Annotated in this window: 14 protein-coding genes; 6 read left to right on the plus strand and 8 right to left on the minus strand. The window is 63.3% G+C overall.

Annotation, left to right across the window (positions count from 1 at the left end; genetic code table 11):
* Positions 1-617 precede the first annotated feature (617 nt).
* Both G486_RS22755 and G486_RS0117610 read left to right on the plus strand, forming a co-directional pair.
* Positions 618-1406 carry a GntR family transcriptional regulator gene (locus tag G486_RS22755; RefSeq protein WP_245587365.1) on the plus strand — a complete coding sequence of 263 codons (789 nt, stop codon included), beginning with the start codon at positions 618-620 and terminating at the stop codon, positions 1404-1406.
* A gap of 169 nt (positions 1407-1575) precedes the next feature.
* Positions 1576-2115 carry a hypothetical protein gene (locus G486_RS0117610; protein ID WP_027016705.1) on the plus strand — a complete coding sequence of 180 codons (540 nt, stop codon included), beginning with the start codon at positions 1576-1578 and terminating at the stop codon, positions 2113-2115.
* Between the two features lie 80 nt (positions 2116-2195).
* On the opposite strand, the gene folK is transcribed toward G486_RS0117610, so the two are convergent.
* From folK to hda, 4 genes are read right to left on the minus strand one after another with little or no spacing between them, the layout of a single operon-like run.
* Positions 2196-2708: a 2-amino-4-hydroxy-6-hydroxymethyldihydropteridine diphosphokinase gene (gene folK, locus G486_RS0117615; protein WP_027016706.1), complete on the minus strand. Its 513-nt coding sequence runs from the start codon at positions 2706-2708 to the stop codon at positions 2196-2198.
* Positions 2692-4320: a polynucleotide adenylyltransferase PcnB gene (pcnB, locus tag G486_RS0117620; RefSeq protein ID WP_027016707.1), complete on the minus strand. Its 1629-nt coding sequence runs from the start codon at positions 4318-4320 to the stop codon at positions 2692-2694. The genes folK and pcnB overlap by 17 nt, the downstream gene beginning before the upstream one ends.
* Positions 4317-5018, minus strand: a complete 702-nt coding sequence (locus G486_RS0117625) for a histidinol-phosphatase (RefSeq protein WP_027016708.1) — start codon at positions 5016-5018, stop codon at positions 4317-4319. The genes pcnB and G486_RS0117625 overlap by 4 nt, the downstream gene beginning before the upstream one ends.
* Positions 5019-5069: 51 nt before the next feature.
* Positions 5070-5768 carry a DnaA regulatory inactivator Hda gene (gene hda / locus G486_RS0117630; RefSeq protein WP_027016709.1) on the minus strand — a complete coding sequence of 233 codons (699 nt, stop codon included), beginning with the start codon at positions 5766-5768 and terminating at the stop codon, positions 5070-5072.
* A 294-nt stretch (positions 5769-6062) separates the two neighbouring features.
* Between hda and purM the strand changes: the two genes are divergently transcribed.
* Together purM and G486_RS0117640 are read left to right on the plus strand one after the other, a co-directional pair.
* Positions 6063-7133 carry a phosphoribosylformylglycinamidine cyclo-ligase gene (gene purM / locus G486_RS0117635; RefSeq protein ID WP_027016710.1) on the plus strand — a complete coding sequence of 357 codons (1071 nt, stop codon included), beginning with the start codon at positions 6063-6065 and terminating at the stop codon, positions 7131-7133.
* 29 nt (positions 7134-7162) lie between these two features.
* On the plus strand, positions 7163-8224 hold the full coding sequence (locus G486_RS0117640) for an AI-2E family transporter (RefSeq protein WP_027016711.1): 1062 nt from the start codon (positions 7163-7165) through the stop codon (positions 8222-8224).
* A 76-nt stretch (positions 8225-8300) separates the two neighbouring features.
* Here the strand turns inward: G486_RS0117640 and G486_RS0117645 are convergent, their stop codons facing one another.
* Both G486_RS0117645 and murJ read right to left on the minus strand, forming a co-directional pair.
* On the minus strand, positions 8301-9146 hold the full coding sequence (locus G486_RS0117645) for a SirB1 family protein (protein WP_027016712.1): 846 nt from the start codon (positions 9144-9146) through the stop codon (positions 8301-8303).
* A 64-nt stretch (positions 9147-9210) separates the two neighbouring features.
* A complete protein-coding gene (gene murJ, locus G486_RS0117650) occupies positions 9211-10776 on the minus strand; it encodes a murein biosynthesis integral membrane protein MurJ (RefSeq protein ID WP_027016713.1) in 1566 nt (521 codons plus the stop codon).
* A gap of 170 nt (positions 10777-10946) precedes the next feature.
* On the opposite strand from murJ, the gene rpsT reads away from it, so the two are divergent.
* Positions 10947-11243, plus strand: coding sequence for a 30S ribosomal protein S20 (rpsT, locus tag G486_RS0117655; protein ID WP_027016714.1), 297 nt, complete (start codon positions 10947-10949; stop codon positions 11241-11243).
* 126 nt (positions 11244-11369) lie between these two features.
* Here rpsT and G486_RS0117660 read toward each other — a convergent pair whose 3' ends face one another.
* Positions 11370-12917 carry a TerC family protein gene (locus G486_RS0117660; protein ID WP_027016715.1) on the minus strand — a complete coding sequence of 516 codons (1548 nt, stop codon included), beginning with the start codon at positions 12915-12917 and terminating at the stop codon, positions 11370-11372.
* Positions 12918-13164: 247 nt separating this feature from the next.
* Complete coding sequence (locus G486_RS0117665) at positions 13165-14010, minus strand: AraC family transcriptional regulator (protein WP_051303657.1); 846 nt, start codon at positions 14008-14010, stop codon at positions 13165-13167.
* Between the two features lie 163 nt (positions 14011-14173).
* On the opposite strand from G486_RS0117665, the gene G486_RS0117670 reads away from it, so the two are divergent.
* Positions 14174-15346 carry an MFS transporter gene (locus tag G486_RS0117670; RefSeq protein ID WP_027016717.1) on the plus strand — a complete coding sequence of 391 codons (1173 nt, stop codon included), beginning with the start codon at positions 14174-14176 and terminating at the stop codon, positions 15344-15346.
* Positions 15347-15410 lie beyond the last annotated feature (64 nt).

A 15410-nucleotide genomic window follows, 5' to 3' on the forward strand; every position in this document is an offset into this window, starting at 1 on the left:
ATGCACGATCAATGCATGCCACATGCGGGCTGGATGGTTATTCGCTCTTATTACAACCCATTCCAGATAGCATTTGAAAACATTGAATTCAATATGGTATTCATTGGTATCTACATCACCATTCAATATCGAAAAATAGAACGGATTATTGATATCCATTTAAAATAATAATCATCAGCACGGATCAGGGCTTTGACAGCAAAAACATCCAGCCGCCCTGCTTTGGGGAATCGCTTTCCCCATGCACCCTCACCATCGGAGAGTTGTGAGCATTTAACCATTAGTGACAAATAAAACGCTAGTTTTCAAAATCTTGAATCGAATCTTTATATTGAGATCATCTTTAACAAGATGATCGGAATTCATTTCAAAAAATGGTATTAAAAGTGGTATTCAAATGGAATTTTCCACAAACCATCAATGGCCAAGCAAGTGCACAAACAGCCTACCGCAGCTCCCTGCAAGGGTAATTACCGGGTATTCTTTGAGCAATCTGATACCCATTCATTAATCGGGACTTCATGCGGGCCAATAACAGTCCAGCAAGAATATATGGCGCGGGGCCTCGGCCAGTACGTTCAACCCGGCTTCGCAGGGAATATGCAATGAATGCGCGAATGCTTTCGCTTTCACTCAAGCCCGACACGGGGAGCAGCACGCCCATGTATCTTCAGCTTTCCCGCAAGCTGATCTCGGCCATACAGGCAGGCCAATGGAAGGCCGGCGAGGCACTGCCCTCGGAGCGCATGCTGGTCGACGCCCTGGGCATCTCGCGAGTCACGGCCAGGCGGGCACTGCAGCTTCTGGCCGAACGAGGCCTTGTCATTCGCAGCCGGGGGGCAGGCACCTTCATCACGCCCTTGGCCGTCCACCAACCTGCCCGGGTGGACAGGTTCAGCGAACTCGCCCAGCGCCATGGCCTGGTTCCTCACAGCGAGCTGCTGAGCTTCGAGCGCCGCCGCGCAGAGGCTGACGAAGCCTGCGCCCTGGGCATCACACAGTGCGATGAAGTCGTCAGGCTGACCAGGCTGCGCAAAGCCGGCGGCAAGACCTACTGGATGGACGTGAGCACACTGCCGGCGCCAATCCTTCCCGACGCCAGCATGATCGGCGAGTCGCTCTATGCCTACCTGGACAAGATTGGCAAGCCCGTGCTGCGGGTGAGCGAGCAGCTGCAGGCCATCGTCGCCACCGAACAGGTCGCGGCCCGGCTGGGCATCGGCCCAGGCGAGCCTCTGCTGCTGGTCATCCGTACCGGCTACAGCCATGACGAGCAGCCCGTGGAGTGGACCGCAGGCTATTGCCTCAACGAGTTCTGCGGGCTGATTCCATTTCCCCTACGATCGAGTCCGCGCAACTGGAGCGCAGGCAGTGGCGCACCCGGGCAGGCGCAGCCGGCAAAGTAACCGCCGGCCTTGGTTTCGGAGCCGGGCAGCAAGCGATCCGCAAAGCCAAAGTTCCTCAGCGGTAACCTCGGCTTTCTCCATGCTGACTTGAAGGCATTAGCATTGCGCCACGCGCGCATGCGCTGCTTACAGTTTCTGATCGCATCTCATCCCATCTCAGCCCCCAAGCATGACTCCCGAACAATTTCACGCCCGTATCTGGGACATTCTCGAACCCATCGATGGCGATGTCTTTCATGTGGTCGCAGCCCCTGCTCCCGATGATGCCGCCGTGGCCGCTGTCGAGGCCAGGGCCGGCTTTGCAATGCCTGCAGAGATCCTGGCGTTCTCCAAAAGAACCAACGGCCTGTGCCTGCAGGCCCGCGAGGAGGTCTGGCCCCAGGCCAAGCTGTACTCGGTGGGGCCGGCCTGGACCTTCTGGCGCGGCCTGATCTTTCTGGGCATAGACACGCCCGACCTGCCCGAGTGGGCGCGCATCTCCACGGCCCAGCAGCAACTCGCCGATGCCGGTGTGACAGGGGTCCTGCCCCTGCTCAAGATCATGGGAGACGGCGGCCGCATCTGGGGGATGAGCGCTGAGGGCAAGACCGTGCTGGTCATGGACGATGATGTCAGCGAGCTCGAAGGCGACTTCTGCGATCTCTACGCCGAGCAGCTCCTGGAGCTCATGCAGCGCCAGCGGGATATGGCCGCCAAGCTAGGCAAATAAGTGAGCTGCCAGCGCTTGTCAGTATTCGATTTCAGCCATAAACATAGTGAAATTCGAGACAGGTCAAGCGCTAGCCGCTATCAAATTGATGAATTCTCCCACCCCTGAGCAAGCCAGACCTCGATGCGCTGGCCGGCCACGGCCTGCAGCTGGGCTGGCGTGACGCATCCGGGCGCGATCTCGGCCAGCGGCACGAGCACAAAAGCCCGCTCATGCATGCGCGGGTGGGGGATCTGCAGCTCGGGCGCATCCATGTGCCGCCCACCCCAGAGCTCGATATCCAGGTCCAGAGGACGCGGCGCATTGCGGTAGGGCCGCTCGCGCCCGGCCCGCTCTTCCAGGGCCTGCAGGCTGTGCAGAAAGGCCAGCGGCTGCATGCGCGTGTGCACCAGCGCCACGGCGTTCAGATAATCATCGCCGCCCGCATTCACGGGCGCCGTGCGGTACAGCGAGGAGACGGCCAGCAGCCGGGTCTGCTCCAACTGCGCAATGGCCTGCACGGCCTCGGCGAGAACCCTGCGCATGTCGCCGAGGTTCGCGCCCAGGCCTATGGCCACGGTCTCGTGGACGGCAGCCTCAGTCGGCAGCGCCATGGCCGCCCTGAAGCTGCAGGCTTTCGTCCTGGCCGCCGGCCTCGCCGGAGCCGGGCTTGCGCCTGCGGCGGCGGCGCTTCTTGGGCGCTGCGCCGTCCTCCACGGGCAAGGGGCTGGTCTGCAGCTCATCGGCCTCGGGCCTGGCACGGGCCTTGGCATTGCTCTTGCCCTCACCTCGGGCCGGAGCTTCGCCCTTGGGCACGCGGTGCACCTTGGGTTCGGCGCTGCGCTGGCGCGCGCGCTGCTCGTCGCGCGCCTGGGCGATCAGATCGTCGCGGCGCGCATCGTCGGCCTGCTGGAATTCCTGCCACCAGCTGCCCAGACTTTCCTCGACTTCGCCGATGTCGGCACGCAGGCGCATGAAGTCGAAGCCGGCGCGAAAGCGCGGCTGGGCCACCATGGAGTACGGCGTGGCGCCCGTGCGCTTGTCGAAGCGCGGCTGCATGACCCAGATCTCGCGCATGTCGGCGGCCAGCTTGCCGCGGCCCGAGACATCGCCTATGCGCTGGTCGAACACCTCGTCGATCGCCTCCTGCAGCGCAGGATGGGTGTGGTAGCGCTGCTCGATGCGCGCCTCCCAGCCCTTGCGCACGTCTTCCCAGAGCACGCAGGCCAGCAAGAAGCTCGGGGCCACGGGCTTGCCTTCCTCCACGCGGCGATCGGTATCGGCGAGCGCGGCCTGCACGAACGGGTGATCGGCGCGCTCCACCACCAGGTCCAGCAGCGGGTAAATGCCGCGCGACAGGCCCAGGTGGCGCAACTGGTTGACCGAGGCCAGCGCATGACCGGTCTGCAGCAGCTTGAGCATTTCGTCGAACAGGCGGCTTTGCGGCACATCGGCCAACAGGGGCTCGCATTCGACCAGGGGCTTGGCGGTCTTGGCATCGAGCTTGAAGCCCTTGGCCTGCAGCTTGGCCGCAAAGCGCACGGCGCGGATGATGCGCACCGGGTCTTCGCGGTAGCGCGCGGCCGGATCGCCAATCATGCGCAGCACGCGCTTTTGCGCGTCGGCAATGCCCTTGTGGTAGTCGACCACGACCTGCGTGGCTGGGTCGTAATACATGGCGTTGATGGTGAAGTCGCGGCGCGTGGCATCCTGGTCCTGCGGGCCCCAGACGTTGTCGCGCAGCACGCGGCCACTGGCATCCACCGCATGCTGCATGCCGGCCAGCTGGGCCTTGCTGGTGCGCTCGTTGCCGCTCACGGCCTCGGCCTGGCTGTTGTCCAGAAAGGCGCGGAAGGTCGAGACTTCGATGACCTCATGCTCGCGCCCGCGGCCATAGACCACGTGCACGATGCGAAAGCGCTTGCCGATGATGAAGGCGCGGCGGAACAGCTGCTTGACCTGCTCGGGCGTGGCGTTCGTGGCCACGTCGAAGTCCTTGGGCCTCAGACCCAGCAGCAGGTCGCGCACGGCGCCACCCACGATGTAAGCCTCATGGCCCGCGTCCTGCAGGGTCTGCACGACATCGACGGCACGCCGGTCCACGAGGTTGGGGTCGATGCCGTGCACCTGCACGGGCACTTGCTCGCGCTTGCCGAAACGCGGCTTGCGCGCGCGCGATGCGGCAGGCGCCTTGCCCAGCAGCTTGTCTATGAAGGTCTTGATCATGCTGCCTCGCCAAACAGTTCCAGGATGCGCCAGCCCTTTTGCTCGGCCAGCGCGCGCAGCCGCGCATCGGGGTTCGTGGCCACGGCGTGCTCCACACGTTCGAGCAGGGGCACGTCGTTCCAGGAGTCGCTGTAGAAGTGGCTTTCCACCTCGGCCAGCGTCAGCCCCCGGCTCTTCAGCCATTGCTCCACGCGCACGACCTTGCCCTCGCGCATGCTGGGCGTGCCCGAGATCTCGCCGGTGAACCAGCCCTTGTCATCGCGCTGCAGCTCCACGGCGATCAAATGCTCCACGCCCAGTGCCTTGGCAATGGGGCGGGTCACGAACTCGTTGGTGGCCGTGACGATGACCACCTCATGGCCCGCGTCCTGGTGGCTGCGCAGCAGCTCCAGCGCCCGGGGCTTGATCGCGGGCTCGATCACCTCGCGCATGAAGCGCTCGTGCGCTGCCCCGGCCTCGGCCGCGCTGCGCGCGCAAAAGGCCTCGGTGGCAAAGCGCACATAGTCGTGCACATTGAGCGTGCCTGCCTGGTAGTGCGCGAAAAACTCGGCATTGCGCCGGCCGAACTCGGCCGCATCGGTCCAGCCGATGCGGGTCGTGAACTCGCCCCACTCGTAGTCCGAGTCCAGCGGCAGCAAAGTGTGGTCCAGGTCGAACAAAGCCAGTTGTGGCCGCGACAGCTTCTGATCAGAAGTCATTCAAATCCTAAAAAAGCGCCCCGCGCAGCCTGTCGCAAACGGTGCGCAGGCTCATTCGGTTTCCAGCATGGTCTTGAGCAATGGAATCGTGATCGCACGCTTGTTGCGCAGTGCAAAGCCGTCGAGCATGTCGAGCAGCTGCATCAGACTGCCCAGATCGCGCGAAAAGCGCTTGAGCATATAGTCCATCACATCATCGCCCAGAAAAACGCCACGGGCCTCGGCCTCCTGGCGCAACACCGCGCGGCGCGCGGTCTCGTCAAGCAACTGCAGCTGGAACACATGACCCCAGCCCAGCCGCGTGCGCAAATCCTCGCGCAGTTTCAAATCCGCCGGTGGCAACTGGCCTGCAGCCAGCACCCAGCGTGGCGAGCCCGTTGCGGGGCTCGTGGCATTCACAAACCAATTAAAGGCGCGAGCCTGTTGCAGTGGTGTGTAAATATCCACATCGTCCATGAGCACGGCTGCCCAGCGCTCGTCGAACAAGGGCGGGAAGGGCATGCTTGCATCCATCCAGCCGACCATGGTGCCCTGTTCCTGCAGCGCCTGGCGCACGGCCTTGAGCAAATGCGTCTTGCCCGAACCCGACTCACCCCACAGATACGTGGGCACGGGAGAGCGTGCAGTCTGCGCACAGCCATCTCCGACCCAGTGGCGCAAATAATCGATCAAGGCCTCGTTGGGCCCCACGAAAAAGCGCGACAGCGTTGGGCTCGAAGCCATGCTGATATCAAGCGCCAACTGCTTCATTTGCGGCATGCGCGCAGCGCCCCCCTTGCTACGCTCAGGCAGGTCCATGCGTCAATGGCTGGCAAAAGAAACTTCGACGGCATCAGAATGAAACAAGGTCAGGTCCGCAGGGCACAGGCCGGCTGCGGGACTTGCGGCAGCACATATGCTTGAGTCGCCGCGCAGGGGATTTTAGTCTGCACTGAGGGGCAAAGCCCTTTGAACCCATGGCAACTGCGCCGCGCCAGAGTGCTCGCCGTAGAATCACGGGGTCCAAGGCCCGACCCCTTGTGGCCTTTTGCATAGCATCCACTCATGAGCTCCACTGCCCCTTCTACCCCTATTTCCTACAAAGACGCCGGCGTTGACATCGATGCGGGCGACGCCCTGGTCGAGCGCATCAAGCCCCTGGCCAAGAAAACCCTGCGCGAAGGCGTGATGGCCGGCATCGGCGGCTTTGGAGCCCTGTTCGAAGTGCCCAAGCGCTACAAGGAGCCCGTGCTGGTCTCGGGCACGGACGGCGTGGGCACCAAGCTCAAGCTGGCCTTCGAGTGGAATATGCATGACACCGTGGGCATCGACCTCGTGGCCATGAGCGTCAACGACGTGCTGGTCCAGGGCGCCGAGCCCCTGTTCTTCCTCGACTACTTTGCCTGCGGCAAGCTGCATGTGGACACGGCAGCAGCCGTGGTCGGCGGCATTGCCAAGGGCTGCGAGCTCTCGGGCTGTGCACTGATAGGCGGCGAGACCGCCGAGATGCCGGGCATGTACCCCGACGGCGAATACGACCTCGCAGGCTTTGCCGTGGGTGCGGTGGAAAAGTCCAAGATCCTCAACGGCCAGGGCGTCGCTGCAGGCGATGTGGTGCTGGGCCTGGCCTCCAGCGGCGTTCACTCCAACGGCTTTTCGCTGGTGCGCAAGTGCATAGAGCGTGCTCTGGCCCAGGGCGGTCTGCCCGAAACGCTGGACGGCCAGCCTTTCAAACAGGCCGTGATGGAGCCTACGCGCCTATACGTGAAGAACGTGCTCACAGCCCTGGCCAAGCATCCCCATGACTCGGCGGCCGGCGGCATCAAGGCCCTGGCACACATCACGGGTGGCGGCCTGCTGGAGAACATTCCGCGCGTCCTGCCCGAAGGCCTGGCCGCCCATCTGGATGCCGGCAGTTGGCCCCAGACCGAGCTGTTCGCCTGGCTGCAAAAGACCGCCGGCATCGATGCCGTGGAAATGAACCGCACCTTCAACAACGGCATAGGCATGGTGATCGTGGTCTCGGCACAGTCCGCCGAGGCCGTGGCCTCCACCCTGCGCGAGCTCGGCGAATCCGTGCACACCATTGGCCGCATCGCAGCCCGAGGTACCGGCCAGCCCGTGGAAGTAAACTAAAAGACCTCCACTCCAAGCTACGGCTGCGCATGTCGCAACACCTGCCCTCACCCCTGGTTACCGGCGAACCTGCCCCTCCACGCAACGTAGTTATAGCCAGTTACCTGCTCATGGCAGCCGGCTTGCTGCTCATCATGTGGCAAGGCCTGCTCCCAGGTCTGTTATGCGTTTGCGTGGGCTTTGTGATTACGCGCAGCCTGGCCGGCATGCTGTGGCGCCTGCAGCCACGGGCACGGCGCGCGCGCCAGTTGCCGCACTGGGCCCAGGTGATCGCCACGGCCGTGGTCATACTCGCCCCGCTGATCCTGCTGAGCAGCGCGCTCTCGCATACGCGCAGCTACATCACCGAGGCACCCCAGCAATACAAGGAATTGCTTGACTACCTCGCGCGCACCGTGCTTGAGCTGCGCGACAAGCTGCCCGTGGACATGGCCGACCAGTTGCCCGACGGCGCCCAGGAAATCCAGCATCTGCTGGCCAGCTACCTGGGCACCAAGGCCGGCATGCTGGCCAATGCGGGCCGGGCTTGGCTGACCGGTCTCTTGCACGCCTATGTGGGCCTGATCATCGGTGCCCTGGCTGCCGTACGTCCGATTGCGCGGCGCAGTGCGCCACTTTCTATCGCACTCGGCCAGCGCATCCACCTCATGGGCCTGGCCTTCAAGCAAATCATTGCCGCCCAGTTCTGGATCGCGGCCTTCAACACCTTGCTGACGGCGATTTTCCTGCTTGCCATCCTGCCGCTCTGGGGCCTGCCCCTGCCCTATACGCCGGCCCTGATCACGCTGACCTTTGTCGCAGGGCTGATCCCCATCGTGGGCAACCTGCTGTGCAATGCAGTGATCACCATCGTCGGTCTGTCGGTCTCACCGATTGCGGCGGCGGCCTGCCTGGGCTTTCTGATCCTGATCCACAAGGCCGAGTACGTGATCAATGCCAAGGTCGTAGGCCAGCGCACGCATATGGGCGTGTGGGAGCTGCTGGCCGTGATGTTCGTGGCCGAATCGGTCTTCGGCCCTGCAGGCCTGGTCGCGGCCCCGCTGTTCTACGCCTATCTCAAGAAAGAGCTGGAAGCGAAAGGACTGGTTTGACCCCCTGAGGCGCTGTGCGCCTCCCCCTTGCACAGGGGATGAGGCCTTCGCCGCGAGGCGGCTCCTGCCAACCTGTCTACAAGCCCTTGAGGCGGCGCACCACCTCGCGCACGGCCAGGGCTTCGGCGCCCGCAGGGTGCTGCAGATAGTGCTCCAGGTCTTCGATGGCGCGCTCCGTCACCCCCCATTTGGCAAAGGCCATGCCACGATCACGGTAGACCTCGGGCTGGTCGGGGCGCAGCAAGGCCAGGCGATTGAGCACAGCCACGAGCAAGGGCCAGTCCTGCTGGGTCTGATGGATTTCCTGCAGATTGCGCAGCATGCGCTCCAGAATGTCGCGGGCCGAGGCAGCTTGCAGATAAAGACCCAGGGGAGCTGCCTCGTCGGCGGACAAACCCAGGCCCTGCCAGTAGGGCTCCAGCCTGTGAGCCAGGGTGTCTGCGGACAGCGACTCGCCACTCAAAGGGTCCAGAATGATCTGCCCCTGGGGCAAACGCAGCTTGACCAGAAAATGCCCTGGAAAACTCACTCCCTGGGCCTGCAGCCCCAGGCCCAGGGCCAGCTCCAGCCAGATCACGGCCACGCTGATGGGAATGCCGCGCCGCGTCTGCAACACATGGTGGATATAGCTGTTGGCCGGGTCGTAGTAATCGTTGCGATTCACCGCAAAACCCAGCTCGCCATAGAAGAAGCGGTTGAGCACGTGCAAGATCTGCAAAGTGTCGGTCTCGCCGGCCAGGCGCTGCCCAAGCCGTACCTGCAGTCTGTCGAGCTCGGCGATGATGGATTGCAGGTCCAGGTCCGGCACCGCATCCTGGGCGATGCTGATCGCCGCTTCCATCAAGGGCAAGGACTCATCGCTTTGCACCAGAGAGGCAAAGTACTGCAAGGACGAGGGGCTGTCTTGATAGCTCCAGTTCATAGGGCGATGAAGTTCAACTCCTGACAGTTTGCCGAAAGTCCCACATCAGATAAATCACTCGGGCTCAACGCCTGAGCAGCTCGCGCAACTTAAGACCTGCAACCCACAGAATGCCGAAATACAGCAGCATGGAGGCAAGCAGCATGGCCGCCAGCAGCCCCGCCCGTTGCAGCCCATGCGCGCGCATGCCTATCCAGTCGAAGTGCTGGCTGCCCCAGGTCAGCAGCAAGGCCAGCAGGCTGCTGGCCGCAACAACCTGGGCCAGCAGGAGAAACCAGCCGGGCCTGGGCCTGTAGACACCGCGCCTGAGGAGGCCTACGAGCAGCCAGCCCGCATTCACCAGCGCAGCCAGCCCGATCGACAAGGCCAGCCCCGTATGTGCCAGCCGAGGCACCAGCAGCAGATTCAGCAACTGCGTGATCACCAGCACGACTATCGCTATTTTCACCGGCGTACGTATGTCCTGGCTTGCGTAGTAGCCCGGAGCCAGCACCTTGATCGCCACCAGCCCCACCAGGCCTGCGCCATAGCCGATCAGGGCCAGGGCGATCTTGCCCACATCCTCGTCGCGCAGCGCTCCGCGGTGAAACAGCGTGGCCACCAGCGGTTCGGCAAAAGTCAGCAGCCCCACGGCACAAGGCACAGCAAGCAGCAGCACCAGGCGCAGGCCCCAGTCCAGCATGTTCGAGTAGCGCTCGTCATCACCGGCGGCCTTGGCCGAAGCCAGTTGGGGCGTGAGCACCACGCCCAGGGCCACGCCCAGCAGCGCCGTGGGAAACTCCATGAGCCGGTCTGCATAGAACAGCCAGGTCACACTGCCCGGCTGCAGATAGGAGGCGATCTGGGTGTTGATCATCAGCGACACCTGGGCCACCCCCACACCCAGCAGGGCCGGAGCCATGAGTTTCAGAATGCGGCGCACGCCAGCCTCGTCCCAGGCTGCGCGCAGCGCCTGCACGGACATGCCTATGCGCGGCAAAAGGCCTAGTCGCCTGAGCGCTGGCAACTGCACTCCGAGCTGCAGCACGCCGCCCAGCATGACGCCGCCGGCCATGGCGTAGATCGGCTCCACGCCTTGCTTGTCGAACCAGGGAGCGCCAAAGACCGCAGCCGCAATCATGGACAGATTGAGCAGCACGGGCGTGGCCGCAGGCACGGCAAACCGCTTCCAGGTATTGAGAACCCCGGCCGAGAGCGCCACCAGGGACATGAAGCCTATGTAGGGGAACATCCAGCGCGTCATCAGCACGGCGGCTGAATAGCCCTCGGGCGACTGGCGCATGCCGCTGGCCAGCAGCCAGACCAGCAACGGCGCGCCCACCACGCCAAGCACACAGGTCACCAGCAAGGCCCAGAACAGCAGGGTTGCCACATGCGAAATCAGGCGGCGGGTGGCCTCTTCCCCGTGCTGGGCCTTGCTGGCCGCGAGCACGGGTACAAAGGCCTGGCTGAAGGCTCCTTCGGCAAACAGGCGGCGAAACAGGTTGGGAATGCGAAATGCGACGTTGAAGGCGTCGGTGAGTGCATTGGCTCCGAACATGGAGGCCATGAGCAGATCACGCACCAGGCCCGTTACACGGGAGGCAAGCGTCAGCAGAGAGACGGTGGAGGCGGCTTTGAACAGTGACACCGTGCGAAGTGTATGCGCAGGCGCAGGAATGCCGCGGACTGCTTCTCGATTCTTTCAATCCGTAGCAAGACCCATCCCACGCGGGCTGGCGCGCCTGCGGCTCTTGCGACAGTGCATGCTACAATCGCCGGCTTCGCTGACAACATCCACAGACAACCCAAGGAATACACATGGCATCCAAGCCCACCAAAAAGAACCCCCGTCTGGCATCGGGCCGCAAGCGCGCCCGCCAGAACGTTGCGCTGAACGCAGCCAACACCTCGCTGCGCTCCAAGTACCGCACAGCCGTGAAGAAGGTCGAAAAGGCCGTTCTGGCTGGCGACAAGGCCAAGGCCACCGAGCTGTTCGCGTCCGCCCAGTCCGTGATGGACATCGTGGCCGACAAGGGCATCTTCCACAAGAACAAGGCTGCTCGCGACAAGAGCCGTCTGTCCGCCAAGGTCAAGGCCCTGGCCGTAGCCGCCTAATATTTAGGCAACCGCCCGGATGGCTTTAACCATCCGCCGTTTGTAACGGGTGCGCTGTCAACGAACAAAAAAACCGCCGCAAGGCGGTTTTTTTGTTGCTGCATGAAGGATGCAGCCGCTTCCAGATCATGGACATTCCTGGATTTGCTCCACCCGCACGGACTTGATGCGGTGCTCATCCATGTCCATGACGCGAAACCGCAGACCGCCATGCTCCAGGCTGTCGCCCTTGGCCGGCAACTGCCCGAACCGCTCCAGCAAAAATCCCGCCAGAGAGTTGTAATTCCCATCCTCGCTGACCAGGTCGTCAACGCCCAGCATGAGCTCCAGTTGGTGCAGATCCGCCGTTCCGGCCACGCTCCACTGCCCGGCTGCGATCTCCTCAACCTCCAGAGCCTCATCCTCGTCGGGAAACTCGCCGGCAATGGCCTCCAGCACATCCAGAGGCGTGACCATGCCTTGCAGCATGCCGTATTCGTCGCTGACCAGCACCAGATGCTCGCGCGCCTGACGCAAGGTATCCACCAGCTTAATCACGGAGCTGGACTCCGGAACATACATCACCGGCCGCAAGTCGCGCTCTCTGGAGATCGCGCCATGCCGGTCCAGGGCCCCGAGAAGGTCCTTGGCACGTGCAATGCCGACGACCTCGTCCAGCGAACCGCGCCCCACCGGAAACATGTTATGCGGCGTCTCCAGCAGTTGCGCCCGAATGCTCACGGGATCGCTCTCCAGATCCACCCAGCTGATGTCGGAGCGGGGCGTCATGATGGAGCGCACATTGCGCTCGGCCAGGCTCAGCACGCCACTGACCATGTTGCGCTCCTGCGCCGCAAAGGCCGGCGGCTCCTGCTCCTGGCCCGCATCGGAGTCCTGCCGCCTGTCACGTACCGAGCTGCCGCCCAGCAGGCGCAGCACCGACTCGGCCGTGCGCTCGCGCAAAGGCCTGCGCGCCTGGTGTCTGGCCTGGTTGCTCAGACTCCACTGGTTGAAGAACTCGATGAGTATCGAAAAGCCGATGGCCGCATAGAGATAGCCCTTGGGCAGATGAAAGCCCAGACCCTCGGCAACCAGGCTCAGGCCGATCATGAGCAAAAAGCTCAGGCACAGGATCACCACCGTGGGATGCGCGTTCACAAAGCGCGTGAGCGGCTTGGAGGCCAGCAGCATGAGACCTATGGAGATCACCACCGCCGCCATCATCACGGGCAGATGGTTGACCATGCCGACGGCCGTAATCACGGCGTCAAGCGAGAACACCGCATCCAGCACCACGATCTGGGCCACTACCAGCGAAAAGCTCGCGTAGGCATCCGAAGACGACTCCGTGTGCTCCACGCCTTCGATTCTCTCGTGCAGCTCGGTCGTGGCCTTGAACAGCAGGAACAGGCCGCCGAGCAGAAGAATCAGCTCCCGCCCGGAAAAGCCCAGACCGAACACCTCGAACAAGGGCGTGGTCAGCGTGACCAGCCAGGAGATCGCCGAGAGCAGCGCCAGCCGCATGATGAGCGCCAGGCTCAGCCCCACGACGCGTGCCCGGTCGCGCTGATGGGGTGGCAGCTTCTCGGCAAGAATTGCAATGAAGATCAGGTTGTCTATGCCCAGCACGATCTCCAGGACCACCAGGGTCACAAGCCCTACCCAGATGGAGGGATCGGAAAGCAGCTCAAGCATGCAAGCCTCCCGGCAGCCGGTCTGCCAAAGGCTGGCCTTGCCAAGGCTCGCGCCCGGCAGTCGAGGAAATTTCCGTGGCTTTAAAGCTTGGCATGCAAAGGTCTGCTGAGATGGTTCATGTTTTCCAGTCTAGCCAGGATGGATGTAAATACATGTTCCCCTTCTCCTGCTCAAGACTCATTTGATTCCAATTGCAAGTCCCCCAGAGCAATCAGCACACGCTGCAACTGGAGCATACGGCTTGTGCTCAGCGCCCGCGCCTCGATTTTTTCTGATACGCACTGGGCGGCTGGCCAAAACTCTGCTTGAAGACGGCCGTAAAAGCGCTGGGGCTTTCATAGCCGTGGGCCAGGGCCACCTCCAGCACCGAGGCGCCCGAAGCCAGCATGGGCACGGCCAGCAAAAGCCTCACCTGCCTGCACCAGGCACCGAAGTTCAGCCCCGTCTCGCGCAGGAAAAGCCGTGCCAACGTGCGCGGATGCATGTGCAGCGCATGTGCCCACAAAGCCAGATCCACAGGCTGTGCGGGTGCATCGATGAAGCTGCGGCAGCGCTCCAGCAAGCCTGCATGGGCAGGCATGGGCACGTGCAGGGCCAGGGGCCTGGCGGTTTCGATCTCGTCGAGAATGAGCTCCATGATGCGCTCGGCGCGCCCGCCCATGGGGTAGTCCAGCGGCAGCTCCATGGCCGCCATGATGAGCTGCAGCAGCAGGGCCGAGACCTCCACCACCTGGCAGTGCGCCCAGAGCCCAGGCCTCAGGTCCGGCTCCACGAACACCGTGCGCATGGCCACGGGGCTGCCGGCCATCACGATGCCGTGGCACACGCCGGGCGGCACCCAGACCGCACAGCCTGGCGGCACGACCCAGCTTCCGCCTTCGGCACGGATCAGCATCACGCCCTCGGTCGCATGCAGAAGCTGGGCACGCCTGTGGGTATGAGGCGGGATATAGGTGTTGGCCGGCATGTCCGTGCCATAGACCGCGACGCTGCGCATGGTCTGCTCTCCCTGCATGGGAGAGACATGGGGATCGGCCACGGGAATCAGGGCGGGCTTTCTGGTGCGCTGGCGCACGGCCTGGGGAAGGTTCACGACTGCAAGTCCAAGTTGTCTTTTTTGCGACGATTGTTGTTAATTCTGCGCATGAATGCAATTGCAGGCCTTTCTACGATCAGCCGCTTGCCTACCAACCATCTGCAAAGGAAGCATCGATGCCTGATCTTGGCCCTCGCCCCCATTTTCTTCGGGAGGTGCAATGAACCGCTCCCGTCTCGGCCTGCTCACGGGCACCCATGCCGTCAACGACCTTTATCAGGGACTGATACCTGCACTGCTGCCCTTCATGGCTCTGGAGCGCGGCTACAGCTATACCGCTGTCAGCGGTCTCATGCTTGCTGCCACCGGGCTTTCCAGCGTTGTCCAGCCTTTGTTCGGGCTGTATGTGGATCGCGCCTCGCGCCCCTGGATGGTGCCTCTGGGCTTCATGACTGCGGCCATCGGCCTGGTCCTGGTGGGGCTGAGTGCGGATTACTGGGTCAGCTGGATTGCGGCCGTGCTCTGCGGACTGGGCATTGCCGCCTACCACCCGCCAGCCACCGTGGCTGCGCGCGCTGCGGGCGGTACATCGCAAAAGGCCATGAGCGTGTTCTCCGTGGGCGGCACGATTGGCGCATCGTTTGCGCCTTTGCTGGCCGCCTCCGTGGTCGGCGACGGCCAGTTGCATCGCAGCTGGCTGCTGATTCTGCCGGCCATCTGCATGCTTGCGATATGGATGTTCTGGACCCGGCGCGATGCACAGGGCTCGGCTTCTTCCACTGGCCCGGCCGGCATGAAGAAGACGCCCCAGACCAATGACTGGCGCGCCTTCTTCGTGCTGTGCGCCGTGATCCTGACCTGGTCCGTACCCTATGTGACCCTGATTTCCATGCTGTCCCTGTATGTGAGCCGCGAGCTCTCGGGCAGCAGCTTCATGGGCGCCGCCGCGCTCACCAGCTTCACGGCGGCCGGCGCCGTGGGCACGCTGCTCGGCGGCTGGATGGGTGACCGCTTCGGGCGCATGAGCGCCATCCGCCTGGGCTATCTGCTGGCCTTGCCCGCCATGGGAGGCCTGGTCATGACCCCCTCGCCCGCGATTGCCCTAGCCTGCGCCCTGGCTCTTGGCATCAGCATGTTTCTGCCCTTTGCACCGCAGATCACGCTGGCCCAGGACTATCTGCCACGCAACCAGGCCACGGCCAGCGGCATCACGCTGGGTCTGGCGCTGTCCATAGGCGGCATGATCGCCCCCTTGTTCGGCATGCTGTCCGATGCCCACGGCCTGCGCACCACGCTGACCGCCGTGCTGTGCGTGCTGGTCTCAGCCTGCGTGCTCGCCTGGTGCATGCGCGAGCGCCGCGATCTCCAGCCGCAGTTCATGGTGCGCACCTGAGCCTCTGGATACGCTCTGACCATTCTGCGAGGGCCGAAGAGCAAAAAAGCACCCCCAGGGTGCT

This window comes from Comamonas composti DSM 21721 (assembly GCF_000429845.1).
Lineage (GTDB): Bacteria > Pseudomonadota > Gammaproteobacteria > Burkholderiales > Burkholderiaceae_C > Comamonas > Comamonas composti.